Here is a 25,847-nt window from a genome sequence, read left to right on the forward strand (position 1 = left end):
GCATTGATGGCGCCGAGGGTTTAAGCCGAGGAAGCCTATCGGGCGCGGCGGCAGTACGCCACGGTATATGAGATCAGGCGAAGCGCCCAGCGGCCAGGAGGCGGCGAAAGTTGCCGAGAATCTCGTTGGTGATGCGCGCCTGGCTTGCCGGACTGCCGGCGCCGGAAAGATGCGCGGTCACCAGAAGATTCGGCGCCTTCCACAGCGGATAGTCCGGCGGCAGCGGCTCCGGCTCGGCCACGTCCAGTGCCGCCGCAGCAAGGTGGCCGCTTTCGAGCGCGCTGATTAGCGCCGGCTGGTCCACGACACCGCCGCGGGCAACGTTGACAAAGATCGCACCGGGCTTAAGAGCCGCAAAATAGGCAGCGTTGAACATCAGGGCGGTGTCCTTGGTGAGTGGCAGGGCAGCGATGACCACATCAAAACTGCCCAACGCGACGGCGGCATCGGCCGCTGCGATGACCTGGTCGAAGTCTTCGACCGCACTGCCGGAGCGCGACACGCCCACCACTTCGACGCCAAAAGGCCGTGCGCGGCGGGCTATCTCACGGCCGATCCGGCCGGTGCCGTAGATAGCCATGCGACGGCCTTCCAGGCTCTGCATCTTTGCCAGCAGGCTGCGGTCCCAGTTCGCCGCGGCCGTGGCCGCGGCGGCAGCCGGAATTTGGCGCAGCAGGGCCAGGAGGAGGGCTATTGCATGTTCCGCAACCACCGGAGAGACGCCAAGGCCGGGACCCGTTACCTCTACCCCCTCTGGCATGCCCGCAGCTTCGAATCCCTCGCAGCCGGCGGTGACGAATTGCATCCAGCGGAAGCTGTCGCGCGTAGCTTCGATCGCATCCAGAACGCGGCGGGCCTGATCGGGTGCTGTGTCCGCGAGGATGAGGCCGGCGGCTCCAGGCAGCTTGGCGATTGCTTCGTCGAGGCTTTCGGCCACCGTGAGGCGCACACCCGGTTCAGCCGACAGTTTTTCGATGATCAGCTTGCGCGCCAGCGGAATGCGAGGCCAATAGATGAGCGGAACTTCTACCATGAACCCTCAGCCCCTCGCAGGGGCTAGCGCCTCGTCCGGCACATAATTGCGCCAATTGCCGGTTCGCCGCGGCATCTCCATGAAGGTCTTGTGCTCGTCCGCCGCGCGGCCGATGATCGCCGCCGCATCCTCGCCGCGATCGCGGAAATAGGCGCTCACCTCCTCAACTGCACGGGCGAGCGCAGGGAAGCCCGCATACATGATGGAGGAGGCGATTTCGACCGCGGTGGCGCCAGCGAGCATCATTCGCAGCACGTCGCTGCCGGTTTGTGCGCCGTTGATGCCGATCAACGGCTTGTGGGGACCAACCGCTTTGCGCGTCATCGCCAGCCAGTGACAGGTAATCGGCAGGTGCCAAAACCCGCCGATACCGAGGCTTGTACCGAACAGCGGCTTCTGGGTCTCCGGATCGGGAAGAAAGCCCAGCAACCGGCCTGCCATGATCACCGCGTCGGCACCGCTGTCGAAGGCTGCGCTCGCCAGCGCCGGTACCCGTTCGCTCTGCCCGGAGGTCTTGACCCAAACCGGGATCTTTACTGCCCGGCGAATCGCCGCGACCTGATCGCGGATGCGATCGGTCGACAGTTCGGTGGTGACGTTTCCCTTGGCTGTCTGCGAGCCGTACGGCACGCCGACATTGAACTCCATCACCCGGATGCCGGCTTGTTCCACCTGCCGGGCCATCTCGACCGCAGGCTCGATCGCGCCGAGGATCAGGCTGGCCACGACATAGGAATCCTGCCTCTCTGCCTCGCGGTCCAACCGCGCCGTCTGCTCCAGCCATTGGTCAAACGGGAGCGGAGACATGCCCGACCGGCAGGCCAAAGTGACCGAACGCGGCGCTGCCTCATTCCAGGGCACTTGCCGCCAGTGCTCGTCGAGCAGCGTGTATTCCGACCGTTCAAGCTGGTCCTTGCTGCCCTCGACCTCGTTGTTCGACTTCACCACGACCGCACCGACGCCGGTGGCCAGAGCCGCACGGATGCCTTCCGCATGGATCAGATGTTCCGCTGCGCCAGCGATCACGGGATTCTTGAGCCGGAGGTTTCCGACCGAAACCGAAAGATCCACCGTCATCGCTGCCCTCCAAATTCGCCCATGCCAGGGCGTATGCCATCAGTTTCCGGCCCGCGTTCCATATCCAAGCGTGCGCGATATCCGCGAAGCCATTTCCCGCACCATTGCAAACAGCCCGTCGTCGGGATTTGCCGGCAGGTACTGGATCGATCCACACAAGGCTACGGCTCCCGCAAGCCGGCTGTCGCGGTCGAAGACAGGCACCGCCAGTGTGTTGATGCCCAAGAGCGCCTCTTCCGGTGCCGTGGCTACGCCGTTCTCACGGATCAAATTTACTTCGGACACTAGGCGATCGGGGTCAGTGATCGTATGTGGCGTCAAAGGCGGAAGGCCGAGCCGCAGCGTGCGCTCCATCAGCGCTGGCGGGCCGAACGCGAGCATGACCTTTCCCTGTGCGGAAGCATGAAAGGGCAGTTCACTGCCTTTCCTGACGCCGATTTCAATGGTGCGGTAACCGATGACGGTGTTCAGCACCAGCGCTCCCGATGTCGTGGGAGCCGACAGCACCGTCGTGATAGCGGTCCGGTCGCGAATATCCCGCATCGGACCTTCCGCTGCCGCAATCAGATCGTTCTCCGGAGGTGCGAGGCGGCCGATAAGCGATGCCTTCACTCCCAGCCGGTAACGCGATGTCTGCGGGTCCTGAGCGACAAATCCACGATCCACCAAACTCTGCAGATGCCGAAATATCGCCCCCTTGGATAATGAAAGCCGCTGCGCGATCTGCGTGACGCCCAGCGCCTCCTCGGCGAAGGCGATAGCCTCGAGCACCGCCAGCGTGGTGTCAGCAGAACGTACGATATCCTTGCGTTGAGCGTCCATGTCTACCTCTGTTCGCGAAGGTGGTACGAGGTTCGTCATTCTCTGTCAATTCGCGCACGCGTTTTCCTGAGCTTTTGTCGGAGCCTAAGAATCACCATGGTTCAGAATGGTTCAATTGACAGAGCCATAAGGCGCCTCTAGTGTGAATCGAAACGCTGTTCTCGGGAGGAGAACAAGACGGAGGAAGGCTTCTATGAACGCAGTGACACGAATCATCGCAATTGCCGGGATCGGTATCGGCGTTGGCGCCATAAGCATGGCCCATGCCCAGGATGTGACGCTGCGTCTCGCGCTGTCATCGTCCAAGCCGCATCCGTTCAACACTGCGGCTGATCTCTTCGCTGCGAAAGTGGATGAATTGTCAGGGGGAAATATCACCATTGAGATTTTCCCCGACCGCCAGCTTGGCGATGTGAAGGAACTTACGGAAGGTGTGCGCTTCGGCACAGTCGACATGACGATCAACTCGTCGTCGGCCATGGCCGATCAGCTCCCCGCCATTGAAGCTTTGCAGCTGCCGTTCCTGATCGACAGCTACGAGCAGTTTGCTGAGGCAGTAACCACTCCCGAGGCACAGGCGCTTTATGCCGATCTCGGCAGCAGCGGCGCCGTAGCGCTGACCATTTATGAGGGCGGCATGCGGCATTTCCTGACCGTCGATACCAAAATTGAATCGATGGACGATTTCCAGGGCTTGAAGACTCGCGTCGCGCCGGTGCGCCTGCACCTCGATATCTGGAACGCTGTTGGCGTGAACCCAACGCCGATGGCCTATGGCGAGGTCTACACCGCGCTTGAGACCCGTACGATCGATGCCGTGGAGACCAATATTAGCTCGATTGAGGCGGAAAAGTACAACGAGGTGGCCAAGGAAGTGCTGCTGACAGGCCATTACATGTGGCCGGGTCTTCTGATGATGAACAAGGCCAAGTACGACAGCCTGACACCGGAGCAGCAGGAAATCTTGGAGCGCGCCGCGCTCGAAACGGTAAAGCCGCAGATCGAGGCGCTGCAGAAGTTCGATGAGGATCTGATGGCGAAGCTCGAGAAGGAGGACGGGCTCAGCTTTGCCACCCCGACACCCGAACTGAAGGCCAAACTGCGCGAGGCGGTGGCCCCGGTCTATGAGAAATATGTCGGCAACCATCCGGCGATCCAGCCTTTCCTCGACGTCGTCGAGTCTCTGCGCGCCGGCGACTGACCGCGAGAAGGTAGCCTCGTGGCCGGCTCGCCCAGGCTGCCGGCCGGCTCAGCTCCTTGGATCCTTTTCATGAACGCCATAAGACGTTTCGCAAGAGGTTATGTCTGGCTGGTCGAAACCTTCGGCATCCTGTCGATGGCCGTCGTCGCCTTCATCGCAGTGCTGCAGGTGGTGTTCCGCTATGTGATCGGCGCTTCGCTCTACTGGTCCGAAGAGCTGATGCGCTACCTGACCATCTGGAGTGTCTTCGGCGTCGCGGGCCTGGCCTATTCCCGGGGCGAGATGCTAGGCTTCACCGTGCTGGTCGATGCCATGCCCCGCTTGCCCCGGCAGATGGTGAAGCTGGCGGTGCGGATCGTGATCGTGGTCTTCCTGACAGTCATCGCCTGGTACGGCTTCGACTTCGCCTGGCGCACCCACAACGATCTCGCCACCGCGCTGCGCATCTCGATGTTCTGGGTGCATCTCTCGATCCCGGTCGGCTGCGTCCTGATGGCGATCCATGTGATCGCGCAGCAATTCCTGCCCGAGCCCGAACCTCAATCCGAGCACATCGCCTTTCACTCCGGAGAGGCTCTCGAATGATCGCCCTTTTCGTCACCTTCGTCGTGCTGCTGGCGACGGGCGCTCCGGTGGTCTTCGTAATCGGCGTCAGCATGTTCGCCTATTTCGTCTGGACCGGGCAGTACATGTTCCTGCTAACGGTGCCGCAGCGCATGTTCGCCGGCGGTGATTCCTTCGTCCTCCTGGCAATCCCTCTGTTCATCTTGGCCGGGAATCTGATGGAGGCAGGCGGCCTGACCCATCGGCTGCTGCGTTTCGCCAAGGTCTGCGTGGGCCGCTTTTCCGGCGGTGTGTCTCTGACTGCGATCTGGGGCAGCATGCTGTTCGGCGGTGTCAGCGGCTCGGCCGCGGCGGATGCCGCTGCGCTGGGATCGGTGCTCATCCCCGAGATGAAGCGTGAGGGCTATGACACAAGCTATGCGGCCGCGCTGATGAGCATGTCCTCGCTGGCGGCACCGCTCATCCCGCCTTCGATCGCGCTGGTGATCTTCGGCGCGCTGTCACAGACGTCGATCGCTCGGCTGTTCATCGCCGGCATCGTCCCGGCTTTTCTCCTGGCCATTGGCCTGTCTATCTATGCCGTTTGGATCGCGAAGAAGCGCGACTATCCCCGCGCGGCTCCGCCGACCTGGCAGGAATTCGTTTCAGCCTGCTGGGAAGTAATTCCGGTCATGCTGCTGCCGATCATCATCGTCGGCGGCATCCGCGGTGGTGTATTCACCCCCACAGAGGCGGCCGCGGTGGCAGCGCTCTATGCGCTGCTGGTCGCAGGGCTGCTCTATCGTACGCTGAACCTGGAACGGATCAGGTCGGCACTGCTGAACACGGCGATGCTGACCGCGGCGATCTTCACCCTGGTTGCGATGGCCAATATCGCCTCGTTCATCTTCGCGATGGAGAGGCTGCCGCAGACCGTGGTGGCCGCACTTTATTCGATCTCGGAGAACCCGATCTTCGTGCTGATCATGGTCAACATCGTCCTGCTGTTCCTCGGTACGGTGCTCGAGGCCACGCCGACCTTGATCCTGACCGTGCCGGCGCTGGTCGGGATCGGGCAGGCGGTTGGGATGGATCAGGTGCAGCTTGGCGTGATGGTGGTCTTCAACATTCTGATCGGCTTCATCACGCCGCCCGTGGGTCTCTGCCTGTTCATAGTCTCGAACATCGCCAAGGCGCGCGTCGATCAGGTCGCCTGGCACGCGCTGCCGATGATCGGGATCGCTCTGACCGTGCTGATGATCATCACCTTCGTACCGCCAGTGACGCTATTTCTGCCGGAAATTCTGGTGAAATGACCCCCACGACCCTGAAGGAACTCCGTCCATGACGACCGAAACCCTGACCGAGCGGATCGACGCGCTGATGAAGGGAGCAGTGGACCTCCATGTGCACAGCGGCCCCTCGCTGCATCCGCGCAAGGTCGATCATTTCGAGGTCATGCGTCAGGCCGAGGCGGCCGGAATGCGCGCAGTCCTGCTCAAGGATCATTATTACCCGACCATGCCGATTGCCACGCTGATCAACAAGCATCTCGGGCTGAAGACGCAGTGCCTCGGTTCGATCGTGCTGAACAACCCGGTGGGAGGGCTGAATCCCTCGGCGGTGGACTATGCCCTGAAGCAGGGCGCGTGTATCGTCTGGATGGCGACGGCGCATTCCAAGAACCACATGGACCACGAGGCAAAGGAGGCCGGGTTCAAGGACAAGTTTCCAGTCAACACCAAGAAGACGGTGGCGGCAATCCCGGCAACGCTGACCGACGAGAAGGGCAAGGTCCGTGACGAGGTGAAGCTGATCCTCGATCTGATCGCCGAGAACGATGCCGCCGTTTCGGGCGGGCACCACCATATCTCGGAGCTCTATCCGTTCTACGAAGAGGCTAAGGCTCGCGGCGTCAAGCGGCTGTTCCTGAACCATCCCACCTATGTGAACGAGGCGACGTTCCAGGACATCGCCCAACTGGTGTCGATGGGTGTCGCGATCGAGCATTCAATCTGCATGTTCATCCCCTCGACCTACCAGATGTTTGACGATGCGCATCTGAAGGCGGCAATCGATGCCGCCGGGGTGGACAACACCTTCTTCGGCTCGGATCTGGGACAGAACAACAATCCCACGCCGGTGGAAGGTTTCCGCGCCATCATCGAGGTGCTGATCCGGCTGGGTTATGACGACGCCGCGATCCGCAAGATGACGGCCACCAATGCGGCGACCCTCGTGGGCCTTTAATATGACGAGTCCGACAACTTCATCATCGGCTCTATTCTATTGTGGTTCGAACCGACCGCGTTGCGGCCTCAGTGTGAATGCCCCGATAAAGGCGCCTCCTATGGCAGACAGGGCCGGCAGCGGTTTTTTTCAGCCTGGGCGGAGAGAGGCGCCGGCCGCTCCGCTTCTTTGATCCGTACGCGATGTCCTGCAAAGCAAAAGGGCGCCCGAAAGCGCCCCGGGGGATCGGCCCTGGTGCCACAGCCTACGCGGCCGCTTCCAGCTCCTGTTTCCACTCACCGCGCGCGGCGAGGGCGTTCATCCGCGCGCGATGGGCAAAGGCGCGCTGGCCGGCCGCCACATTCTCGTTCTTGCCGCCCCAGGCCTTGAGCGCGGCAGCCTGCAGCGCTCGGCCGTAGGAGAAGGTGAGCCGCCAGGGCGTGACATGGGCGGCATTCATGATCGACAGATGCGCCGTGGCTTCCTCGTCGCTCTGCCCGCCCGAGAGGAAGGCGATGCCGGGAACGGCAGCGGGAACGGTGGACTTCAGGCAGCGCACGGTCTTCTCCGCCACCTCCTCGCGCGAAGCCTTGCGCGCGTTCTTCCCGTCGATCACCATGTTAGGCTTCAGCACCATGCCCTCGAGCAGCACGCGGGCATCGTACAGCTCCTGGAACACAGTCTTCAGCACCCACTCCGTCACTTCGTAGCAGCGGTCGATCGAGTGGGTCGCCGGCTGGCCGTCCATCAGCACCTCGGGCTCGACGATCGGGACGATGCCGGCCTCCTGGCAGAGCGCCGCATAGCGCGCAAGCGCCTGCGCGTTCTGCTTCACCGCCGTCCATGTCGGCAGAGTGTCGGAGATGTCGATCACGGCGCGCCATTTGGCAAAGCGTGCGCCGAGCTCATAGTACTCGGCCAGCCGTCCACGCAGCCCGTCGAGACCTTCGGTGATCTTTTCGCCGGAAAAGCCCGCGAGCGGCTGTGCGCCCTTGTCCACCTTGATGCCGGGGACCGCGCCTGCCCGGGCGATCAGCTCGACCAGCGGCGTTCCATCCCTTGCCTTCTGGCGGAGGGTTTCGTCGTACAGAATGACACCGGAAATGTAGTTCCGCATGGCTTCATCGGCACGGAACAGCATTTCCCGGTAGTCGCGGCGGGTCTCTTCGGTCGACTCCACACCAATCGTATCCAGCCGCTTCTTGATGGTTCCCGTGCTTTCGTCCGCCGCCAGAATACCTTTGCCCTCGGCCGTCATCCTGGCAGCGATGTCTTCCAGCCGTTCGCTCATGGTCCACTCTCCTGTCACTATCTGAGATGCCGTTACCAGATGAATTGACAAGGCGGAAGGCAGGCCGGCGTTCCAAAATCGATTGAAAAATCTAGAATCTGGTGGGATCGGGGCGGCGTTGCAGAATAGCAGCTCTCGCGCGCTTCACGGGCGTGTCTGAAGCCGGCGCCGAGGGGTTCAGGGCCGGCTTCCAACCATCATCATCTTGCGTCCGCGGACAACGCCGCTACGCCCGGCAATGTCTTGCCTTCCATCCATTCGAGGAAGGCGCCGCCGGCGGTCGAGACATAGGTGAGGTCTTCGGCCACGCCAGCCTTGTTCAAGGCCGCCACCGTGTCCCCGCCGCCTGCGACGGAGACGAGCAGCCCCTCGCGTGTACGGTCGGCCGCATAGCGCGCTGCGGCAATCGTGGCGTTGTCGAAGGGCTCGACCTCGAAGGCGCCGAGAGGCCCGTTCCAGACGAGGGTGTGAGCGCGTCTGAGCCATTCCCTGACCTTCTCGACCGTTTTCGGCCCCACGTCGAGAATCATGGCGTCCTCCGGCACGGAATCAATATCCACCGTCCAACTCTCGGCGCCGGCCTCGAATGCCCTGGCCACCACCGCGTCGAGCGGCAGAATGACGGCGCAGCCAGCGGAAGCCGCATCGAGCAGGATCGCCTTGGCCGTGTCGGCAAGGTCGTGTTCGCACAGCGACTTGCCTACGGCTTTTCCCTGGGCGGCGAGGAAGGTGTTGGCCATGCCACCGCCGATCACCAGCGCATCCACCTTCTTCACGAGATTCGAAAGCAGGTCGATCTTGGTGGAAACCTTCGCGCCGCCGACGATGGCGAGCACTGGGCGCGCCGGATTGCCAAGCCCTTTTTCCAGCGCCTCCAGCTCGGCCTGCATGGTGCGCCCCGCATAGGCGGGCAGAAGGTGGGCCAGCCCCTCGGTCGAGGCATGCGCCCGGTGGGCGGCGGAAAAGGCGTCGTTGACATAGATATCGCCATTCTCCGCCAGCGCCTTGGCGAACGCGGGATCGTTCTTTTCCTCGCCGGGATGGAAGCGGGTGTTCTCAAGCAGCAGGATGTCGCCGTCTTCCATTTGGGCGACGGCGTTCTTCGCCGTTTCCCCTATGCAGTCCGGCGCGAAATGTACAGGCCGGTCAATCACGCTCTCCACGGCATAGGCGATCGGCTCGAGCGAGGCCTCAGGGTCCGGCTTGCCCTTGGGGCGGCCGAAATGCGCAAGAAGCACCACCCTGGCGCGTTTGTCGGAAAGTTCCGTAATGGTGGGCGCGACGCGCTCGATCCGTGTCGTATCGGTGACCGCGCCGTCTTTGACAGGCACGTTCAGATCCACCCGCACCAGCACGCGCTTTCCGGTGATGTCTGCGAGGTCGTCCAGCGTTCGAAATTGGGCCATTGGGTTGCTCCTTTCCCGGCGCGAAAATACAGCGCCGGATGAGACAGACAAGGCCGGTCACTCCTGAACCGGCTCGCCCGCCGCTTCCTCCGCTTCCACCGTTTTCTTTTTCCTGCGACGCAATTCCATCAGGAAATTCCACAGCCAGCTCAGCGCTTCGCCAATGCTGAGGAAGACTGGCACCTCCGCTGGCCGCGCCGGCGGATCGACCGAAAGGCCAATGCCGGTGATGCGCCCCTCATCGTCGACGTCGCGCACGATCAGTTCGATTTCGCCGAGCGCCAAGCGGTCGCCGTATTCGGCGCGCCCGCCGAGCCGCTTGCGTACGAACTCGGCGATGGTAAGCGCCTGGTCCTCCTCGCTCAGGCCCAGCGCATAGGCCGCTTCGATATCGGCCGCCGGGCGGGAGGGGTCGAGCGCGAAGGCGCCGAAGAACTCCGCGTCTTCGGGGTCCACCGCCGCGGGGCTTGCAAACAGCCGGTCGAGCAGGACGGGATAACGGTCCGGCACAAAAATGTAGACGCGGTCCCCGGCCATCAGCCGGCCAGCATATTGGTATGCCATGGAGCGTCCGTCGCGGACCACCAGCGATGGCCGCGCCCAGCGCGGGATGCGCTGTCCGCGCTCGACCGGACTGCCCGCGACGACGCGGTAGGCGAGCAGTTCATGGCGCGCTGATCCCGGCAGCTCCAGTTCGACCTTGTCAACGGGACCGATGCGCGCCGGCACCACCAGACCGAGCCGCCGCGCGAGCGGCGCCACGCTCCAGCCCTGGACCAGCAGCGACACCAGCACCATGATGAAGACGATGTTGAAGATCGTCCGGCCCTGGTCCAGCTCGTCGATCATCGGCAGGATGGCAAGCAGAACCGACACCGCGCCGCGCAGGCCCACCCAGGAGATGAAGGCCGTTTCCGCTCGTGTGAAATGGAACGGAAGCAGGCAGATCGTCACCGCCAGCGGGCGCGCGACGAAGATCAGGAACAGCCCGATGAGCACCGCCGGCAGGGCGATGTCGGTGAATTGAGACGGTGTCGCCAAAAGGCCGAGCACGAGAAACATGATGATCTGCGCCAGCCAGGTCATGCCGTCTTGGAACCGCTTCAGCATCGCCGTGGAGCGAAGTTGCGCATTGCCGGCGACGATGCCGGCCACATAGACGGCGATGAAGCCGGAACCGCCGAGCGCGCCTGCAAGCGCGAAGACGAGCAGGGAAAGGGCAAGCACGAAGATCGGAAGCAGGCCCCGGTCAAGATTGAGGCGCGTGACCAAGCGCACGATCATGTATCCCCCGGCCAAGCCCGCGGTCAGGCCGATGCCCATCTGCTGAAGAAAGCCGAGCGCGATATCGGCTGCCAGGTCTCCGGGCTCGACTTCAGCGCCCGAAGCAATCAGGCTGATGAGGGAGAGCGTAAGGAATATGGCAATCGGATCGTTTGAGCCTGACTCTACCTCGAGCGTGGAGCGGACCTTGTCACGCACGGAGATGTTGCCGACGCGCAGCAGGAAGAAGACGGCGGCCGCGTCAGTCGAGGCGATGGTGGCGCCGAGGAGAAAGGATTCGAGCCAGTTGAACCCCGCAATGAAGTATGTGGCGATCCCTACCAGCCCGGCGGTCAGCACCACGCCGAACGTTGCCAGCACCACGGCGGGCGCAGCCGCATTGCGCAGTGTGGCGAGGCTGGTGCCGAAGCCCGAATCGAACAGGATGACCGCGAGCGCTAGAGAACCCACGAAAAAGGCGAGTGAGGCATTGTCAAAATCAAGCCCGAGCCCGTCAGTACCGGCGGCAAGCCCGATACCGAGGAAGACGAGCAGCAGGGGTGCACCGAAACGGAAGGCGATCAGACTTGAAAACGCTGCGAAAAGAACGAGCGCGGTGGCAATCAGTGTTATCAGATAAATGGATTGGTCCATGACACCTCAATTTTAAATCGATTTACAGCGCTCCCTGCGAAATTGTCTTCCTTGCGTTTCATCCCTATCCCGCTGGCCCTCTCAGGCTCAAAGAAAAAGCATGAAAGTTGTACTGCGAGGTGACGGCATCTGGCAGAAAAAGAGCCTCCAGCGCCGTCCGTTTCAGCGTTTTTCAACACCGCCGCGTACTCGATTTAGCCTTCGAAAACTAAAGTGAGGTGAATGGCGGCTCAACGCAAGACGATCGGCAACAAAAAAATGCCCGGCCGGGGCCGGGCGCCGTTTGCGGGAAAAGGCCAGATCTCAGCCGAGCGTCTTGGCGATGACCGCTGTCACATCGGCCATGCGGTTCGAGAAGCCCCATTCATTGTCGTACCAGGACATCACCCGGACAAGGTCGCCCTCGATGACTTTGGTCTGGGGCAGCGCGAAGGTCGAGGAAGCCGGGCTATGCGAAAGGTCGATCGAGACCAGCGGCTCGTTGGTGCATTCGAGAATGCCCTTGAGCGGGCCCTCGCTCGCAGCCGCCACGAGCGCCTGATTGACCTCCTCGACCGTGACCTTGCGCTTCGCCACGAATTTAAAGTCGATCACCGACACATTGGGCACCGGCACGCGAATCGACACGCCGTCGAGCTTGCCCTTCAGCTCCGGCAGCACGAGGCCGACGGCGCGCGCGGCGCCGGTCGAGGTGGGAATCATCGACATCGCGGCGGCGCGGGCGCGGTAAAGGTCCTTGTGCATGGTGTCAAGCGTCGGCTGGTCGCCGGTATAGGCATGCACCGTTGTCATGAAGCCTTTCTCGATGCCGAAGGCCTCGTGCAGAACCTTGGCGACGGGCGCCAGGCAGTTCGTCGTGCAGGAGGCGTTGGAGATGACGACGTGGTCCTTCGTGATCTGCTCGTGATTGACGCCATAGACCACCGTCAGGTCGGCGCCGTCGGCCGGGGCCGAAACGAGCACGCGCTTCGCGCCGGCCCGAAGGTGTGCTGACGCCTTTTCCTTCGAGGTGAAGATGCCGGTGCATTCGAGCACGATATCGACGCCCAGGTCCTTCCACGGCAGGTTGGCCGGGTCGCGCTCGGCCAGCACCTTGAAGGCGCCGGAGCCTACGCGGATCGTGTCACCCTCCACCGTCACTTCGCCCGGGAAGCGTCCGTGCACGCTGTCGTAGCGCAGCAGATGCGCGTTGGTTTCCACGGGACCCAGATCATTGATCGCGACCACGTCGATATCCTTGCGGCCGGATTCATGAATGGCGCGCACGATGTTGCGGCCGATGCGGCCAAATCCGTTGATGGCTACCCTGACAGTCATGACCTACCTCCGGCGTGCTGGCGCCGCCGTAAGGGCGGCGCAATGATGAATTGCGGTCCAAGGCATTTCTGCTTCCCGCTCAGGAGGCAGAAAAGCTCTAAGGTTATCGTTGTAGCGCAATTTCGGACGGAAAACCGGTTCCCGAAATTGCTCCGAAACTGAAGAGCGCTAGCGCGTGGCCCTGAGGCGCGCCTCGGCCGCCTCCACAGCCGCTTCCGCCGTAATGCCGAAGTGCTTGTAGAGTGCCGCCGCCGGCGCGCTGGCGCCGAAGCCGCTCATACCGATGAACAGACCGTCCGTCCCGATAAAGCGGTCCCAGCCCTGACGGATACCCGCCTCGATGGCGATCCGGACCGGGGCGCTGCCGATGATGGCCTGCTGATAGTCCTGATCCTGCTGCTCGAACAGCTCGAAACAGGGAACGGAGACGACGCGCGTCGGATGGCCACGCTCCTCGAGCATGGCGCGCGCCTTCACCGCGATCTCCACTTCCGAGCCGCTGGCGAAGATGGTCACTTTCGCCTCGTCGCTGGCAGGCAGCAGCTCGTAGGCACCGCGTGCGCACAGATTGTCTTCCTCGAACTCCGTCCTCACCGGCTCCAGCTTCTGGCGAGTCAGGGCCAGGGTGGATGGGGCCTTGCGGGATTCGAGGGCGAGCTGCCAGCATTCGGCCGTCTCGGTGGCGTCCGCCGGGCGGAAGACGAGATGGTTTGGGATGGCGCGGAGGGCCGCGAGATGCTCTACGGGCTGATGGGTCGGTCCGTCCTCGCCGAGCCCGATCGAATCATGCGTCATCACGAAGATCGAGCGGATGCCCATGAGCGATGCAAGCCGCATCGCGGGCCGCGCATAGTCGGAGAAGGCCAGGAACGTGCCGCCATAGGGGATGAGTCCGCCATGCAGCGCGATGCCGTTCATGGCCGCCGCCATCGCATGCTCGCGGATGCCGTAATGAATGTAGCGGCCGGTGAAATCGTCCGGCGTCACGCTCGCCGTCTGGCTCGTCTTGGTGTTGTTCGAGCCGGTTAGATCGGCCGAGCCGCCGATGGTCTCCGTCAGGCAGTCATTGATGACTTCCAGCGCCATCTCCGAGGCGTTGCGTGTGGCAACCTTCGGGTTTTCCTTGGCGATCTTCTTCTTGTACTCGGCAATCACGCTCGGGAGCGCTTCGGGCAGATCGCCGCGCATGCGCCGCTCGAACTCGGCGCGTACGGTGCCGTCGGATTCAGCCAGGCGCTTTTCCCAGGCGACACGCTCCTTGGCGGAACGAAGGCCCGCCAGGCGCCAGTCGTCGAGAATATCGGACGGGATTACAAAAGGCGCTGCATCCCAGCCGAGCGCCTCCCTGGTCTTGGCGATTTCGTCGGCCCCAAGAGGCGAGCCATGCGCCTTGGCGGTGCCGGCCTTGGTAGGGGCGCCGCGGCCGATGGTGGTGCGGAAGGCAATGAAGGTCGGCCGGTCCGACTGGCGCGCCGCCTCGATCGCAGCGGCGATGGCTTCCGGATCGTGGCCGTCGGCGTGCATCGTGTTCCAGCCGGAAGCGGCGAAGCGCGCGCACTGGTCCGTGGAATCGGCGAGCGAGACTGGACCGTCGATGGAGATCCGGTTGTCGTCGAAAAGCACGATCAGCTTGTTGAGCTTGAGGTGCCCGGCGAGCGTCAGCGCCTCCTGGCTGATGCCTTCCATCAGGCAGCCGTCGCCGACAAGCGCATAGGTGTAGTGGTTGACGAGCTGGTCACCGAAGCGGGCGTTGAGAAGCCGCTCGGCAATCGCCATACCCACGGCATTGGCGAAACCCTGACCGAGCGGGCCGGTGGTGGTCTCGATCCCCGCCGCATGGCCATATTCGGGATGGCCGGCGGTGCGCGAGCCGAGCTGCCGGAAATTCTTGATTTCCTCGAGGGTGATATCCTCGTAGCCGAGCAGGTACAGGAGCGAATAGAGCAGCATGGAGCCGTGGCCAGCCGAAAGCACGAAGCGATCGCGGTCGGGCCAGTAGGGGTTCTTCGGATCGTGCTTCATGAAGCGCGTGAACAGCACTGTGGCGATGTCCGCAGCTCCCATGGGCAGGCCGGGATGGCCGGATTGCGCCTTCTCCACGGCGTCAATGGAAAGAAAGCGGATCGCATTCGCCATCCGGTCGTGTTTTTCGCGTGAGATCATGTCTGCTCGCTGGTCCAGTGCCGGGCTTCACGGGCGCGGGCGGCCCCTGCGCCCTTTCGAGAAAGCAGGCGACACATAGCAGGTGCGCTGTTCAAGTCAATAAACCCCGACCGGGCCGGAAGGTTCGCGAGGCTACCAATAAAGCTGGGACGGCTCAGCAAACAGGGGACGACGGGTCCGGGCATGTTGACGCCCCTTTAATCCGGAGCTTAATCTTTCATTTGTAAAATCTTCTGATCGCGGGCAATTCACAGGCGGGTGGGGCCGGGATAGTTGCTATGAGCGATGATGCCACTCTCCGTGAAGTGCTCGACCGTCTCGCCAGAGCCATTGACGCTCTGGAGGCCGCTGTCGATGCGCGGCTGGAGAAGGAGAGCGATTTTTCCGAAGCTGAGGCCGAGGTGCAGCGCATGGGCGCCGACCGGGCGCGCCTTGCGCAGGAGATCGACAAGGCCGAGGCGCGCGCGGAGCGGCTTGCGGAGGTCAATCGCGAAGTTTCGCGCAGGCTCGTTACGGCGATGGAGACGATCCGCGCCGTGCTGGATCGCTGAAGCACACGGACATGGCGGAAACAATGGCACAGGTCACGGTCATCATTGACGGCAAGACGTATCGCATGGCCTGCGACGAAGGCCAGGAAGAGCATCTAATTGACCTTGCGCAGCGTTTCGACCGCTATGTTGCGCATCTGAAGGATGCCTTCGGCGAAATCGGAGACCAGCGCATCACCGTCATGGCGGGCATCATGGTCATGGACGAACTGACCGAGCTGCAGAAGCGGGTGCATGGGCTCGAGACCGAAATTGCCACGCTGCGCAAGACGCGGGACGAGGCGCTTCTGCAGGCGGACAGGATCGATGCGGCGCTGACGGGCCAGCTGTCCGAGCTTGCGGGTCGCATCGAGGCGGTTGCGGCGAAACTGTCCGGCGCTTAAAGCCATGGCATGATCAGTTTGAGGCGCCCGCGGGCGCTGAGGCCAGGCGTTGACAAGGATCGATGGCAAAGCCCGGGAAACCCGTGCAGCTCGGCATCATCGGCGCGCCCTTCGGCGTGAGAGGTGAGTTGCGCGTCAAGACCTTTACCGAAGACCCGCTGGCGCTCGGCAGCTACGGTCCGCTTACGACCGGCTCGGGCCGTGTGCTTGAGGTGGCCGGCATCCGCCCCGCCAAAGGGGTTGCGATCGTCCGTTTCAAAGGCGTGGGGGATCGCAACACGGCCGAGGTGCTTCGGGGCGAGGCTCTGTTTGTCGACCGCGCGGCTCTGCCCGAGGCGCTGGAAGAGGAAGAATACTATCATGCGGACCTCATCGGCTTGCAGGTCGTTGACGAAAGCGGAAAGGAGGTCGGCAGGATCGTCGCGATTCACAATTTCGGCGCCGGAGACGTGCTGGAGGTTCAACCGGGCACGGGCAGCACGGTGATGATCTCCTTTACCCGCGACGCGGTGCCGCGCGTTGACGTGAAGGAGGGGACCGTAGGGATCGACCGCGCCGCCGCGGGGCTCGATGGAACGGCTGAGCGTGAAGCGCCGCAACGGTCCCGCCGTGCAAGGCCCGCGCGTAAGATGAAGTCGGCCGGAGGCGCTTCTTGAGCTTCCGCGCCACGGTTCTCACGCTTTACCCGGAAATGTTCCCCGGGCATCTCGGCCTGTCGCTTGCCGGCCGCGCGCTCGCGGTAGGCGCATGGTCGCTGGAGACGGTCCAGATCCGCGATTTCGCCCAGGACAAGCACCGCAGCGTGGACGATACGCCCGCGGGCGGCGGTGCGGGCATGGTGATGCGCGCGGACGTGCTGGCGCGCGCCATCGACAGTGCGGCGCCCGAGGATGACCCCCGCCCGAGGCTGCTCATGAGCCCGCGCGGTGCGCCGCTCACCCAGGCTCGCGTACGCGCGCTTGCTTCCGGCCCCGGCGCCGTCATTGTCTGCGGGCGCTTCGAGGGCGTGGACCAACGCGTGATCGAGGCGCGCTCGCTGGAAGAGGTTTCCATCGGCGACTACATCCTTTCAGGCGGCGAGCCGGCCGCGCTCGTCCTGCTCGATGCCGTCGTGCGGCTCCTTCCGGGGGTTATGGGCAACGAAAGTTCCGGGACGGAGGAGAGCTTCGAAAACGGGCTTCTGGAACATCCGCATTACACGAGGCCCCAACTTTTCGAGGGGCGGGAGATTCCGGCCGTGCTCACCTCCGGCAACCACAAGAAGATCGCCGAATGGCGGCGCGCGGAAGCGGAAAGGCTGACGCGCGAGCGGCGGCCCGATCTTTGGGCGCGGTACGAAAAGGCCGGAGAGGCGGAATGAAACGGCTTCTGCAGGCCGAAAATGCCGCGCTCCTCTTGGCGGCGCTCATCGCTTACCAGATGGCGGACGGCAGCTGGTGGCTGTTTCTCGTCCTCTTCCTCGCGCCCGACCTTTCCATGCTCGGCTATCTCGGGGGTCCGCGCGTGGGCGCCTGGTGCTACAACGCCGTCCATAACTGGTCCGCGCCGGTCATCCTCTATTTGGCGGCCCTTGCGGCGGATTCGGCCCTCTTCGTGCATCTGGCTCTCATTCTTGCGGCCCATATCGCCATGGATCGCGCGCTCGGCTACGGGCTGAAGCATGAAAGCGGCTTCAAGGACACGCATCTGGGCTGACGGGATCGCTATCGGTTGATTCCCCTGCCGATCTCGTGTATGTGCGCGGCCGGCTGGCATGGAAGGTCCATGGCCGGCATCTTAAGCAAGAACGTGCATTCGCTCTTGCGGCCTCCCCGGGGGAGCCGCACTCATCAGGCGGTCGGTGAACTGCCTGCGGGATGAGCGCTCTGACGGTTCGAGAAGAACAAAAGGACAAGACGATGGACCTTATCCGTCAGCTCGAGGCCGAGCAGGCCCAGAAGATCGCTTCCCAGCGCACGCTTCCCGACTTTTCGCCCGGTGACACCGTGCGCGTGCTCGTGCGCGTGACCGAGGGTTCCAGGACGCGCATCCAGGCCTTCGAGGGCGTGTGCATCGCGCGCTCCGGCTCGGGGCTCAACGAGAATTTCACCGTCCGCAAGATTTCCTATGGCGAGGGCGTGGAACGTGTCTTCCCGGTCTACTCGCCATTGGTGGAAGGTGTCGAGGTCGTACGACGCGGCAAGGTGCGGCGCGCCAAGCTCTACTATCTGCGTGACCGGCGCGGCAAATCCGCCCGCATCAGCGAAAATACCGGTGCCCGCGCCCGCAGGCTGAACGACGCGGCGCGTCAGGCGGCGGCGGACGAAAGGGCGCGCATCGAGGCCGAGAAGGTGGCTGCCGCGGAGGCGCTCGCCGCGGAGAAGGCCGCGGAAGAAGCAGCCGCCCAGGAGGCTGAAGCCGCAGCCGAGGCCAAGAGCGAGTAGGCCCGGACAAGACTTACAATGGATGATTGCGCCCGCGCATCGGCAACGGCGCATTCATCCATAGGGCTTCCGCAGAGGCCCGTTCATTCCATGCAGTTATAAATCTCACTCCTGAACGCGCAGGCGGGCGGCGAAGAAACCGTCCACGTCGCCGAGCTGTCCGGCCGTCTCCGGTACGGCCGGCGTGGTGCGCAGATAGCCCTCGCTGGTGATGAAATGCTCCGCGTCGGGCAGTTCGCTGGCCCTGACCGGGTAGAGCACCACCTCCCGGCGTTCAGCGAGCAGGCGGCCCACGAGCTCCTCGCCCTCGGCGGGATCGAGGGAGCAGTTGGCGAAGACGAGCACGCCGCCCGGCCGCAGCAGCATGAGCGCTCGCTCAAGCAGGCGACTCTGTAGCTCCGCCAGCCGCTGAATATCCTCCGGCCTCTTGGTCCAGGGCACATCCGGATGGCGGCGCACCGTGCCGGTGGAAGAGCATGGCGCGTCAAGCAAAACCGCATCGAACCGTTGGTCCGGCCGCCAAGCAAGCAGGTCGGCCTCGACCGTCTGTGCCGTCAGGCCCAACCGGTTGAGATTGACCTCGAGCCGTTGGAGCCGGCTAGCCGACAAGTCCACCGCCGTGACCATCGCACCGGCCTGTGCAAGCTGCGCCGTCTTGCCACCTGGGGCGGCACAGAGGTCGGCAACGGCGCGCCTGCGCACGTCACCGAGAAGCCGCGCTGGCAGGCTCGCAGCGGCATCCTGCACCCACCATTCGCCCTCCGCATAGCCGGGCAGTTCCGCTACCGGTGCTGGCAGCCGGTCCACCCGCACCGAGCCGTTGGGAAGAACGCGCCCGCCAAGCCGTACGGCCCAGCCATCGGGATCGGATTTCACTGTGAAATCGGTTGGCGGCTCCCGCCGGTGGGCGGCGAGGATGGCGTCTGCCGTCTCGCGGCCATAGGCACTTTCAAGATGCTCCATGAACCAGGCCGGCGCATCCCGCGTGCGGGCCAGGGCGCGCGGCAGCGCCTCGCCTCCGCCTCTTGCGAGGTTGCGCAGAACGGCGTTGACCAGACCGGAGAAGCGCGCTGTTCTCGGGTCCGTCTTGGCCTGCGCGACGGCGAGATCAACGGCCGCGCTGTCGGGAACATCGAGAAAGAGGATTTGCGCCGCGCCCACATGGAGGATGTGTGACAGGGCGCGCGCCTTTTCCGGGAGCGGCCGCTCCAGCGTTTCGCGGATGAGTGACTCGATCGTGCAGCGGTGGCGCAGCGCGCTCACAAGGATGGCACGGACCAGTGCCTTGTCGCGCGCGGAAAGCGCGAGAAACTGCGGGTGGCCGTGCTCGTTGTCCGTCAGCGCGTCAAGCGGCGTGCGGGCGTCGATCACGGCCGCAAGAAGGCGGACCGCCGCCCGCCGTGCGTCCAGACCAGGCTTGGAGTGGGGCTGCGCCGTGCTCTCTTTCCGGAGCGGATGCGCGCCTCCCGGCCTCACGACCAGGGGCCTTTGCGGGCGCGGCCCCAGGGGCCGCTGAAGCCTGCGGCAAAACCGACCGTGCCGCTCAGGCCGGCCTCACGGGCCATGGCCTGCAGGGCGGCGATGCGGTTTTCCGTATCCGGATGCGTCGAGAAGAGATTGTCCATCCTCTGCCCGGACAACGGGTTGATGATGAACAGGTGCGCCGTTGCCGGATTGCGCTCGGCATCTACATTGACGATCTGGCGCGCGCTTCGCGCGATTTTGGCGAGCGCGGAGGCGAGCCACAAGGGCTGACCGCAGATCTCCGCCCCGCGCCGGTCGGCCGCGTATTCGCGCGTACGGCTGATTGCCATCTGCACCAGCATCGCCGCGAGCGGCGCAACAATGGCGGCGATCAGGACGCCGATGATGCCCAGCGGATTGTTGTTGTCGTTGCGCCCGCCGCCGAAAAAGAACGCGAAATTGGCAAGCATCGAGATCGCACCGGCAAGTGTTGCCGTGATCGTCATGGTGAGCGTGTCGCGGTTCTGGATGTGCGCCAGCTCGTGCGCCATGACGCCCGCCACCTCTTCAGGGGTAAGGCGCTGCAGAAGCCCGGTGGTGGCGGCAACGGCCGCGTTCTCCGGGTTGCGGCCGGTGGCAAAGGCGTTGGGCTGCGGATTGTCGATGATATAGACGCGCGGCATGGGCAGGCCCGCCCGATGCGCGAGGTCCCGGACAATGCGATAAAACTCCGGCGCTGTCCGCTCGTCTACTTCGCGGGCATGGTGCATGCTCAGCACCATCTTGTCGGCGTTCCAGTAGCTGAACAGGTTCATGCCTGTGGCGATCAGGAAGGCGATCGTCATGCCTCCGCTGCCGCCAATCAGGTAGCCGACGCCCATAAAGAGCGCCGTCAGGAACGCCAGAAGCATTGCCGTGCGAATCATATTCATTGGCCCGAAGCTCCGTATCGCTGCGCCGTTGGGTCTGACGCGCGCGTTCGCATATATGATGGGAGCGAGACATTACATATTCAACAACAGGCCGTTCTTCAACGACGGCCGGAAAGCCGGTTTCCAGGGGATGAATGCCATGGATGAAAAGCAGCTAGAGGACGCCACCCCGCACCGCCCTGAGAAGAAGCTTCCGCCCGCCGCGCGGCGGGCGCTTCAGGAGGCGGAGGAAAGGCGCAGGCGAAAGGCCGCGGAACAGATCGCGGCACCGCGCGAGATCGGCGGGCGGAACGGGCCCAATCCCGTCCGCTTCGGGGATTGGGAGGTTAAGGGCATCGCTACGGACTTCTAGAGTATCGCGGCCTTATTGTTGAGGCCGCCGCACGAGTTCGTGGAAGTCCTCGCGTCGCCCCGGCACGTCCTCTTCTACGACGAGGGCAAGCTGGCGCTCGTCGAAGATGCGGAACCAGTCGTCCCATTCAATGATCTCCAGGCCGCCGATCTGATCCGCGCCTTCGTCCGTATCCAGGTAGGCATGCTGGCCGAAGGCGAAGCAGAGCACGGGTTCGGCCTGGCCCATGCCCAAAGCCGGCTGGCTCAGTGCCGGCTGGCCCGCACGGGCAGCCGCCCAATCGCGGATTGCATCGTGGTCGACGAGCGTTTTCGTATTAGCCATCAGAACCGCTCCCTGCGGTAGCCCAAACGCTCCGGAAGGAGAACGGGTTCCTCGCGCAGGCGTTTCTGCCCTAACAGGCCGAGGGGACCGGCACCTTGTTATCCGGGAGGCCATACATGTAGCTGCGCCCGCGCAGTAGCGTTCCGTAGCGGCAGCTCCGCAACTCGCGTAGATAGAGCCGGCCGCGCCGCTCCTCCAGATAGGCTACTTTCGGGTGCTCGGGTGTGCCATAGGCATGGCGTTCGGCCAGATAGCCCTTGCCGACAATGATTCGCTTGAAGCCAGCCGGGCTTTGAACGACGAGATTGCCGAACCTGTCGGCATAGGCAGTCTCGCCCGCGGATGCGGAAGAGGCGGCAATCGATAGGGCCAAAACGGCCAGGAGCGTTCCGGACGTAAGTTTCTTAAATGCAGGCATGATGCTGTTGCTCCTTCCCGGGAATCCCGGTGCCCAGGTTAACGGTTTCTTAACCATTGTCACCTGGGGCTTGCCCGTTGCCGTGGCGCTGCCAGATGTGTTCAATTCCGCAGAATGCTTTGTATCGGCGAAAAGGTCCGGAGCCATGAGCGAAAATCAGCAGGTCGACATCGCACCGTTGCGGCTCAGGGATGCGCGCGCGCTGGCGCCGCTCCTTGCCGCCTACACCCAATCGCTCAAGCGCGGCGCTCCACGCCGGCCCGATGAGTTCTACGCCGAAACACTGCTGCAGGATCGGGTGGTGGAGATCGTCGGCGCCCGGGTGAACGGCGAGCTGGTGGGTTTTGCCCTGTTTTTCGATCTCCCCGACCCGCTGACTGGGCTGCGCTACGGCCTTCTGGAGCATCTCTATGTGCATCACGAACACCGCGGCAAAGGCATCGCCAAGGCGCTCATCGATCTGGTGAGTGACCAGGCGGAGGATCGCGGCTGGGCGAAGCTTGTGCTGAATGCCCCGCGCCAGTCTCTGGAAGGCCGCAGGCTCTTCGAGCGGCTGGCGGCACCCTCTGACTGGACAAGCCATGTGATCCGTTACGACGCGCGGTAGCGCGGAGATCGCGGCGGCTCTAGCGAACGGTGGCAGAGTCCCGTGGCCGGCTAATGTCGGAATGCGCTTCTGTTATCCGTCCTTGGGGAACCTCACAGGGATTCAATTCACCGGGATTTCAAGGAGAGGACTCAAATGGCCAAGACCGCCGCAATTCTCATCGCCCGGCTCATCTTTGCTGGTGTTTTCGCCATGGCAGCGGGCTTCAAACTCGCTGGCATGGAGAACACCGCGACCCAGATAGCCTCCATCGGCTTCCCGGCCCCGTTGCTGTTCGCGTGGGTCGCAGCCCTGTTCGAAATCGCGCTCGTCATCGCCTTTCTGACCGGCGCCTTCTTTACGGAGGCGGCACTGCTTGCCGCGGCCTATGTCCTTTTTCTCGGTGTCGCCTTCTACGGGCCCTCGAAATGGACGGACGATCCGATGATGTTCGGGTTCTTTGTCGATCATTTCGTCTTCATCGCGGGCCTCTTGTACGCCGCCGTTCACGGACCCGGCGAGAGGCTGGCCGTCAGAAGGGGCCTGATATGGCGGCAGGAAACCGCTGGCGAAGCCTGACGCGCGTCAGGGCCCCGTCAGAACTTCAATCGATTCAAGCCAGCCCATGGCTTCCCTGCGGCTTTGACGCACTGCAAAAACCGCATTAGAAACCATCTGCCGGAGGCTTGGGAACGGCGCGGGTTCGACCCCGCCAACGCCGCTATCTCATCTCTTGGCCGTGAAATGGGGAAGCCATGAGCAAGTCCACAGCCACCCAGGCGAGACCGCTCTCGCCGCATTTGCAGATTTACCGCGTGACGCCCACCATGGCGATGTCCATCGTCCATCGTATCACCGGCGGCGCGCTTTATTTCGGAACCGTGCTTTTCGCCCTATGGCTGCTTGCGGCCGCCACGTCGCAGGCATGGTTCGATTTCGTGAACATGCTGTTCGGCTCGATTCTCGGCCGGCTCGTGCTTTTCGGCTACACTTGGACCCTCATCCACCACATGCTGGGCGGCATCCGCCATCTCATCTGGGACACGGGCCACGGCATCGAGAAGGAAACCTCCACCCGCATGGCCTGGGTTACGCTGATCGGCTCCGTCGCCCTCACTCTGGTGGTCTGGGTGGCGGGCTACGCGGTTAGGGGAGGGTTTTGATCATGGCAGACATGCGCACACCCCTGAGCCGCGTCCGCGGCCTCGGTGCGGCTCGCAGCGGCACGGAGCACTTCTGGCGCCAGCGGCTGACGGCGGTTTCAAATGTGCCGCTCACTCTCTTTCTCATCGGATTTGTGATCGCCTATAACGGCGCCTCCTATGAAGAGGTGCGCGGCGCCCTTTCCAGCCCGTTTGTCGCGCTTCCGATCGCCTTCGCCTTCCTGTCGGTGCTTTATCACATGCGGCTCGGCATGCAGGTGATCATCGAGGACTACGTCCACGATGACGGCTGGAAGGTGGCGCTCATCATCCTCAACACCTTCTTCCCAATTGTCGTCGGCGCGATCGCGCTCTTTTCTCTTCTAAAAATCATTTTCGGAGCCTGATTTCCGAATGGCGAATGCAAGCGAAAGAAAGGCCGTCAGGGCCTATGAGTATGTGGACCACGCCTTCGACGTGGTGGTGGTGGGGGCCGGCGGCGCAGGCCTGCGGGCCACGCTCGGCATGGCCGAGCAGGGGCTGAAGACGGCCTGCATCACCAAGGTGTTTCCGACGCGCTCGCACACGGTGGCCGCGCAGGGCGGCATTGCTGCCTCGCTCCAGAACATGGGGCCCGACCATTGGCAGTGGCACCTTTACGACACGGTGAAGGGCTCCGACTGGTTGGGCGACGTGGACGCGATGGAATATCTGGCGCGCGAGGCGCCGGCCGCCGTCTACGAGCTGGAGCACTACGGCGTGCCGTTCTCGCGCACCGAGGACGGCAAGATCTACCAGCGCCCCTTCGGCGGCCACATGCAGAATTTCGGCGAAGGCCCGCCCGTGCAGCGCACCTGTGCTGCCGCCGACCGTACGGGCCACGCCATCCTACACACGCTCTACGGCCAGTCGGTGAAGAACCACGCGCAGTTCTTCATCGAATATTTCGCGCTTGACCTCATCATGTCCGATGACGGCGTGTGCACGGGCGTCGTTGCCTGGAACTTGGAGGACGGCACCATCCACCGCTTCGCCGCCAAGATGGTGGTGCTGGCGACGGGCGGCTATGGACGCGCCTATTTCTCCTGCACGTCCGCACACACCTGCACGGGCGACGGCAACGGCATGATCGCGCGCGCGGGCCTGCCGCTGCAGGACATGGAGTTCGTGCAGTTCCACCCGACCGGCATCTATGGCGCCGGCTGCCTGATCACCGAGGGTGTGCGCGGCGAGGGCGGCTATCTCGTCAACTCCGAGGGCGAGCGCTTCATGGAGCGCTACGCGCCGTCGGCCAAGGACCTCGCCTCGCGCGACGTGGTCTCCCGCTGCATGATGCTGGAGATCCGCGAGGGCCGCGGCGTGGGCAAGAACAAGGACCACATCTACCTGCATCTCGACCACCTCGACCCGGCCGTGATCCACGAGCGCCTGCCCGGCATCGCCGAATCGGCGCGCATCTTCGCCGGCGTCGACGTGACGCGCGAGCCGATCCCGGTGCTACCGACGGTGCACTACAACATGGGTGGCATTCCTACAAACTATTGGGGCGAGGTGCTGAACCCGACGCCGGATGATCCGGACGCCGTGGCGCCGGGCCTGATGGCCGTGGGCGAGGCGGCCTGTGCCTCCGTGCACGGGGCGAACCGGCTCGGCTCTAACTCGCTGATCGATCTCGTGGTGTTCGGCCGCGCGGCCGCCATCCGTGCTGGCCAGGTGGTGGACCGTTCGTCCAAGGTTCCGCCGGTCAATCGTGCCGCCTGCGAGAAGATCATGGACCGCTTCGACCGCATCCGCCATGCCGATGGCGGCACGCCGACTGCGGTGCTGCGTGAGAAGATGCAGCGGGCGATGCAGGAGGATGCCGCCGTCTTCCGCACGCAGGAATCGCTTGAGCAGGGCTGCCGGCGTATTTCCGCGATCTGGCAGGAGCTTCCCGACATCAAGGTCCATGACCGGTCGATGATCTGGAACTCCGACCTCGTGGAGACGCTCGAACTCCATAACCTCATGGCGAACGCGATCACGACCGTCTATTCGGCTGAGGCGCGCAAGGAAAGCCGAGGCGCGCACGCGCGTGAGGATTTCACCGAGCGCGACGACGTCAACTGGCGCAAGCACACGCTTTCCTGGGTGGACGAGGCGGGCAGTGTGCGCCTCAGCTATCGTCCGGTGCATACCGAACCGCTGCTGAAGCCCGAGGAAGGCGGCATCGATCCGGCAAAGATCGCGCCGAAGAAGCGGGTGTACTGAGCAATGCTCCAGGGCTGTGAAGG

The 25,847-nt window shown here is 63.7% G+C and carries 28 protein-coding genes; 16 read left to right on the forward strand and 12 right to left on the reverse strand.

The features are described 5' to 3' along the window. Positions 1-73: 73 nt before the first annotated feature. From NYR54_RS00125 to NYR54_RS00135, 3 genes are read right to left on the reverse strand one after another with little or no spacing between them, the layout of a single operon-like run. Positions 74-1,033 carry an NAD(P)-dependent oxidoreductase gene (locus NYR54_RS00125; protein ID WP_261513305.1) on the reverse strand — a complete coding sequence of 320 codons (960 nt, stop codon included), beginning with the start codon at positions 1,031-1,033 and terminating at the stop codon, positions 74-76. A 6-nt stretch (positions 1,034-1,039) separates the two neighbouring features. Further along, entirely contained in the window at positions 1,040-2,110 is a 1,071-nt protein-coding gene (locus NYR54_RS00130; RefSeq protein ID WP_261513306.1) for a tRNA-dihydrouridine synthase, read from the reverse strand. 39 nt (positions 2,111-2,149) lie between these two features. Next, on the reverse strand, positions 2,150-2,932 hold the full coding sequence (locus tag NYR54_RS00135; RefSeq protein ID WP_261513308.1) for an IclR family transcriptional regulator: 783 nt from the start codon (positions 2,930-2,932) through the stop codon (positions 2,150-2,152). A 202-nt stretch (positions 2,933-3,134) separates the two neighbouring features. Here NYR54_RS00135 and NYR54_RS00140 point away from each other — a divergent pair, with 202 nt between their 5' ends. The 4 genes from NYR54_RS00140 to NYR54_RS00155 all read left to right on the forward strand — a co-directional run bounded on the left by NYR54_RS00140 (position 3,135) and on the right by NYR54_RS00155 (position 6,926). After that, entirely contained in the window at positions 3,135-4,133 is a 999-nt protein-coding gene (locus tag NYR54_RS00140) for a TRAP transporter substrate-binding protein (RefSeq protein WP_261513309.1), read from the forward strand. 69 nt (positions 4,134-4,202) lie between these two features. Continuing rightward, entirely contained in the window at positions 4,203-4,718 is a 516-nt protein-coding gene (locus NYR54_RS00145) for a TRAP transporter small permease (RefSeq protein ID WP_261513311.1), read from the forward strand. Then, complete coding sequence (locus NYR54_RS00150) at positions 4,715-5,992, forward strand: TRAP transporter large permease (protein WP_261513312.1); 1,278 nt, start codon at positions 4,715-4,717, stop codon at positions 5,990-5,992. The genes NYR54_RS00145 and NYR54_RS00150 overlap by 4 nt, the downstream gene beginning before the upstream one ends. 28 nt (positions 5,993-6,020) lie before the next feature. After that, positions 6,021-6,926, forward strand: a complete 906-nt coding sequence (locus tag NYR54_RS00155) for a DUF6282 family protein (RefSeq protein WP_261513313.1) — start codon at positions 6,021-6,023, stop codon at positions 6,924-6,926. 244 nt (positions 6,927-7,170) lie between these two features. Here the strand turns inward: NYR54_RS00155 and NYR54_RS00160 are convergent, their stop codons facing one another. From NYR54_RS00160 to tkt, 5 genes are all read right to left on the reverse strand, one after another. Beyond that, on the reverse strand, positions 7,171-8,196 hold the full coding sequence (locus NYR54_RS00160; protein ID WP_261513314.1) for a class I fructose-bisphosphate aldolase: 1,026 nt from the start codon (positions 8,194-8,196) through the stop codon (positions 7,171-7,173). 200 nt (positions 8,197-8,396) lie between these two features. Continuing rightward, on the reverse strand, positions 8,397-9,602 hold the full coding sequence (locus tag NYR54_RS00165) for a phosphoglycerate kinase (RefSeq protein ID WP_261513316.1): 1,206 nt from the start codon (positions 9,600-9,602) through the stop codon (positions 8,397-8,399). 57 nt (positions 9,603-9,659) lie between these two features. Further along, on the reverse strand, positions 9,660-11,519 hold the full coding sequence (locus NYR54_RS00170; protein ID WP_261513317.1) for a potassium/proton antiporter: 1,860 nt from the start codon (positions 11,517-11,519) through the stop codon (positions 9,660-9,662). A 303-nt stretch (positions 11,520-11,822) separates the two neighbouring features. Continuing rightward, positions 11,823-12,836: a type I glyceraldehyde-3-phosphate dehydrogenase gene (gene gap, locus NYR54_RS00175; protein WP_261513318.1), complete on the reverse strand. Its 1,014-nt coding sequence runs from the start codon at positions 12,834-12,836 to the stop codon at positions 11,823-11,825. 168 nt (positions 12,837-13,004) lie between these two features. Continuing rightward, positions 13,005-14,999: a transketolase gene (gene tkt, locus NYR54_RS00180; protein ID WP_261513319.1), complete on the reverse strand. Its 1,995-nt coding sequence runs from the start codon at positions 14,997-14,999 to the stop codon at positions 13,005-13,007. A 278-nt stretch (positions 15,000-15,277) separates the two neighbouring features. On the opposite strand from tkt, the gene NYR54_RS00185 reads away from it, so the two are divergent. The 6 genes from NYR54_RS00185 to rplS all read left to right on the forward strand — a co-directional run bounded on the left by NYR54_RS00185 (position 15,278) and on the right by rplS (position 18,356). Continuing rightward, a complete protein-coding gene (locus NYR54_RS00185) occupies positions 15,278-15,550 on the forward strand; it encodes a DUF4164 domain-containing protein (protein ID WP_261513320.1) in 273 nt (90 codons plus the stop codon). A gap of 23 nt (positions 15,551-15,573) precedes the next feature. Next, on the forward strand, positions 15,574-15,933 hold the full coding sequence (locus NYR54_RS00190; protein WP_261513321.1) for a cell division protein ZapA: 360 nt from the start codon (positions 15,574-15,576) through the stop codon (positions 15,931-15,933). A gap of 62 nt (positions 15,934-15,995) precedes the next feature. Beyond that, a complete protein-coding gene (rimM, locus tag NYR54_RS00195) occupies positions 15,996-16,589 on the forward strand; it encodes a ribosome maturation factor RimM (protein WP_261513322.1) in 594 nt (197 codons plus the stop codon). Next, positions 16,586-17,293 carry a tRNA (guanosine(37)-N1)-methyltransferase TrmD gene (trmD, locus tag NYR54_RS00200; RefSeq protein WP_261513324.1) on the forward strand — a complete coding sequence of 236 codons (708 nt, stop codon included), beginning with the start codon at positions 16,586-16,588 and terminating at the stop codon, positions 17,291-17,293. The genes rimM and trmD overlap by 4 nt, the downstream gene beginning before the upstream one ends. Next, positions 17,290-17,628 (forward strand): DUF4260 domain-containing protein, encoded by a 339-nt coding sequence (locus NYR54_RS00205; protein WP_261513325.1) that lies wholly within the window; start codon positions 17,290-17,292, stop codon positions 17,626-17,628. Before trmD ends, NYR54_RS00205 begins: the two co-directional genes overlap by 4 nt. 203 nt (positions 17,629-17,831) lie before the next feature. Next, a complete protein-coding gene (gene rplS, locus NYR54_RS00210; protein ID WP_261513326.1) occupies positions 17,832-18,356 on the forward strand; it encodes a 50S ribosomal protein L19 in 525 nt (174 codons plus the stop codon). Between the two features lie 105 nt (positions 18,357-18,461). Here the strand turns inward: rplS and NYR54_RS00215 are convergent, their stop codons facing one another. Both NYR54_RS00215 and htpX read right to left on the reverse strand, forming a co-directional pair. Next, a complete protein-coding gene (locus NYR54_RS00215; protein ID WP_279327356.1) occupies positions 18,462-19,838 on the reverse strand; it encodes an RsmB/NOP family class I SAM-dependent RNA methyltransferase in 1,377 nt (458 codons plus the stop codon). After that, on the reverse strand, positions 19,829-20,752 hold the full coding sequence (gene htpX, locus NYR54_RS00220; RefSeq protein WP_261513328.1) for a zinc metalloprotease HtpX: 924 nt from the start codon (positions 20,750-20,752) through the stop codon (positions 19,829-19,831). Before htpX ends, NYR54_RS00215 begins: the two co-directional genes overlap by 10 nt. A 139-nt stretch (positions 20,753-20,891) precedes the next feature. Here htpX and NYR54_RS00225 point away from each other — a divergent pair, with 139 nt between their 5' ends. Continuing rightward, positions 20,892-21,104 carry a DUF1674 domain-containing protein gene (locus NYR54_RS00225; RefSeq protein WP_261513329.1) on the forward strand — a complete coding sequence of 71 codons (213 nt, stop codon included), beginning with the start codon at positions 20,892-20,894 and terminating at the stop codon, positions 21,102-21,104. Positions 21,105-21,116: 12 nt separating this feature from the next. On the opposite strand, the gene NYR54_RS00230 is transcribed toward NYR54_RS00225, so the two are convergent. Both NYR54_RS00230 and NYR54_RS00235 read right to left on the reverse strand, forming a co-directional pair. Beyond that, entirely contained in the window at positions 21,117-21,428 is a 312-nt protein-coding gene (locus tag NYR54_RS00230; protein ID WP_261513330.1) for a hypothetical protein, read from the reverse strand. Between the two features lie 70 nt (positions 21,429-21,498). Next, positions 21,499-21,846, reverse strand: a complete 348-nt coding sequence (locus NYR54_RS00235) for a hypothetical protein (RefSeq protein ID WP_261513332.1) — start codon at positions 21,844-21,846, stop codon at positions 21,499-21,501. A gap of 145 nt (positions 21,847-21,991) precedes the next feature. Between NYR54_RS00235 and NYR54_RS00240 the strand changes: the two genes are divergently transcribed. The 5 genes from NYR54_RS00240 to sdhA all read left to right on the forward strand — a co-directional run bounded on the left by NYR54_RS00240 (position 21,992) and on the right by sdhA (position 25,824). Beyond that, positions 21,992-22,453: a GNAT family N-acetyltransferase gene (locus tag NYR54_RS00240; protein ID WP_261513333.1), complete on the forward strand. Its 462-nt coding sequence runs from the start codon at positions 21,992-21,994 to the stop codon at positions 22,451-22,453. A 135-nt stretch (positions 22,454-22,588) separates the two neighbouring features. Continuing rightward, complete coding sequence (locus NYR54_RS00245; protein WP_261513334.1) at positions 22,589-23,011, forward strand: DoxX family protein; 423 nt, start codon at positions 22,589-22,591, stop codon at positions 23,009-23,011. Positions 23,012-23,187: 176 nt separating this feature from the next. After that, on the forward strand, positions 23,188-23,595 hold the full coding sequence (gene sdhC, locus NYR54_RS00250; RefSeq protein WP_261513335.1) for a succinate dehydrogenase, cytochrome b556 subunit: 408 nt from the start codon (positions 23,188-23,190) through the stop codon (positions 23,593-23,595). Positions 23,596-23,597: 2 nt separating this feature from the next. Continuing rightward, a complete protein-coding gene (gene sdhD / locus NYR54_RS00255) occupies positions 23,598-23,981 on the forward strand; it encodes a succinate dehydrogenase, hydrophobic membrane anchor protein (RefSeq protein ID WP_261513336.1) in 384 nt (127 codons plus the stop codon). Positions 23,982-23,988: 7 nt separating this feature from the next. Next, positions 23,989-25,824, forward strand: a complete 1,836-nt coding sequence (gene sdhA / locus NYR54_RS00260; protein ID WP_261513337.1) for a succinate dehydrogenase flavoprotein subunit — start codon at positions 23,989-23,991, stop codon at positions 25,822-25,824. Positions 25,825-25,847 lie beyond the last annotated feature (23 nt).

The sequence above is a fragment of the Chelativorans petroleitrophicus genome (assembly GCF_025398195.1).
In the GTDB taxonomy this organism is placed as follows: domain Bacteria; phylum Pseudomonadota; class Alphaproteobacteria; order Rhizobiales; family Rhizobiaceae; genus Chelativorans; species Chelativorans petroleitrophicus.

Coding starts and splice junctions, on each gene's coding strand:
- sdhD (WP_261513336.1), top strand. CDS start 23,598: ATGGCAGACATGCGCACACCCCTGAGCCGCGTCCGCGGCCTCGGTGCG.
- NYR54_RS00190 (WP_261513321.1), top strand. CDS start 15,574: ATGGCACAGGTCACGGTCATCATTGACGGCAAGACGTATCGCATGGCC.
- NYR54_RS00185 (WP_261513320.1), top strand. CDS start 15,278: ATGAGCGATGATGCCACTCTCCGTGAAGTGCTCGACCGTCTCGCCAGA.
- NYR54_RS00160 (WP_261513314.1), bottom strand. CDS start 8,196: ATGAGCGAACGGCTGGAAGACATCGCTGCCAGGATGACGGCCGAGGGC.
- NYR54_RS00245 (WP_261513334.1), top strand. CDS start 22,589: ATGGCCAAGACCGCCGCAATTCTCATCGCCCGGCTCATCTTTGCTGGT.
- NYR54_RS00155 (WP_261513313.1), top strand. CDS start 6,021: ATGACGACCGAAACCCTGACCGAGCGGATCGACGCGCTGATGAAGGGA.
- NYR54_RS00170 (WP_261513317.1), bottom strand. CDS start 11,519: ATGGACCAATCCATTTATCTGATAACACTGATTGCCACCGCGCTCGTT.
- tkt (WP_261513319.1), bottom strand. CDS start 14,999: ATGATCTCACGCGAAAAACACGACCGGATGGCGAATGCGATCCGCTTT.
- rimM (WP_261513322.1), top strand. CDS start 15,996: ATGGCAAAGCCCGGGAAACCCGTGCAGCTCGGCATCATCGGCGCGCCC.
- htpX (WP_261513328.1), bottom strand. CDS start 20,752: ATGAATATGATTCGCACGGCAATGCTTCTGGCGTTCCTGACGGCGCTC.
- NYR54_RS00130 (WP_261513306.1), bottom strand. CDS start 2,110: ATGACGGTGGATCTTTCGGTTTCGGTCGGAAACCTCCGGCTCAAGAAT.
- rplS (WP_261513326.1), top strand. CDS start 17,832: ATGGACCTTATCCGTCAGCTCGAGGCCGAGCAGGCCCAGAAGATCGCT.
- sdhA (WP_261513337.1), top strand. CDS start 23,989: ATGGCGAATGCAAGCGAAAGAAAGGCCGTCAGGGCCTATGAGTATGTG.
- NYR54_RS00150 (WP_261513312.1), top strand. CDS start 4,715: ATGATCGCCCTTTTCGTCACCTTCGTCGTGCTGCTGGCGACGGGCGCT.
- NYR54_RS00235 (WP_261513332.1), bottom strand. CDS start 21,846: ATGCCTGCATTTAAGAAACTTACGTCCGGAACGCTCCTGGCCGTTTTG.
- NYR54_RS00145 (WP_261513311.1), top strand. CDS start 4,203: ATGAACGCCATAAGACGTTTCGCAAGAGGTTATGTCTGGCTGGTCGAA.
- NYR54_RS00205 (WP_261513325.1), top strand. CDS start 17,290: ATGAAACGGCTTCTGCAGGCCGAAAATGCCGCGCTCCTCTTGGCGGCG.
- NYR54_RS00125 (WP_261513305.1), bottom strand. CDS start 1,033: ATGGTAGAAGTTCCGCTCATCTATTGGCCTCGCATTCCGCTGGCGCGC.
- NYR54_RS00240 (WP_261513333.1), top strand. CDS start 21,992: ATGAGCGAAAATCAGCAGGTCGACATCGCACCGTTGCGGCTCAGGGAT.
- NYR54_RS00135 (WP_261513308.1), bottom strand. CDS start 2,932: ATGGACGCTCAACGCAAGGATATCGTACGTTCTGCTGACACCACGCTG.
- gap (WP_261513318.1), bottom strand. CDS start 12,836: ATGACTGTCAGGGTAGCCATCAACGGATTTGGCCGCATCGGCCGCAAC.
- NYR54_RS00165 (WP_261513316.1), bottom strand. CDS start 9,602: ATGGCCCAATTTCGAACGCTGGACGACCTCGCAGACATCACCGGAAAG.
- NYR54_RS00230 (WP_261513330.1), bottom strand. CDS start 21,428: ATGGCTAATACGAAAACGCTCGTCGACCACGATGCAATCCGCGATTGG.
- NYR54_RS00225 (WP_261513329.1), top strand. CDS start 20,892: ATGGATGAAAAGCAGCTAGAGGACGCCACCCCGCACCGCCCTGAGAAG.
- sdhC (WP_261513335.1), top strand. CDS start 23,188: ATGAGCAAGTCCACAGCCACCCAGGCGAGACCGCTCTCGCCGCATTTG.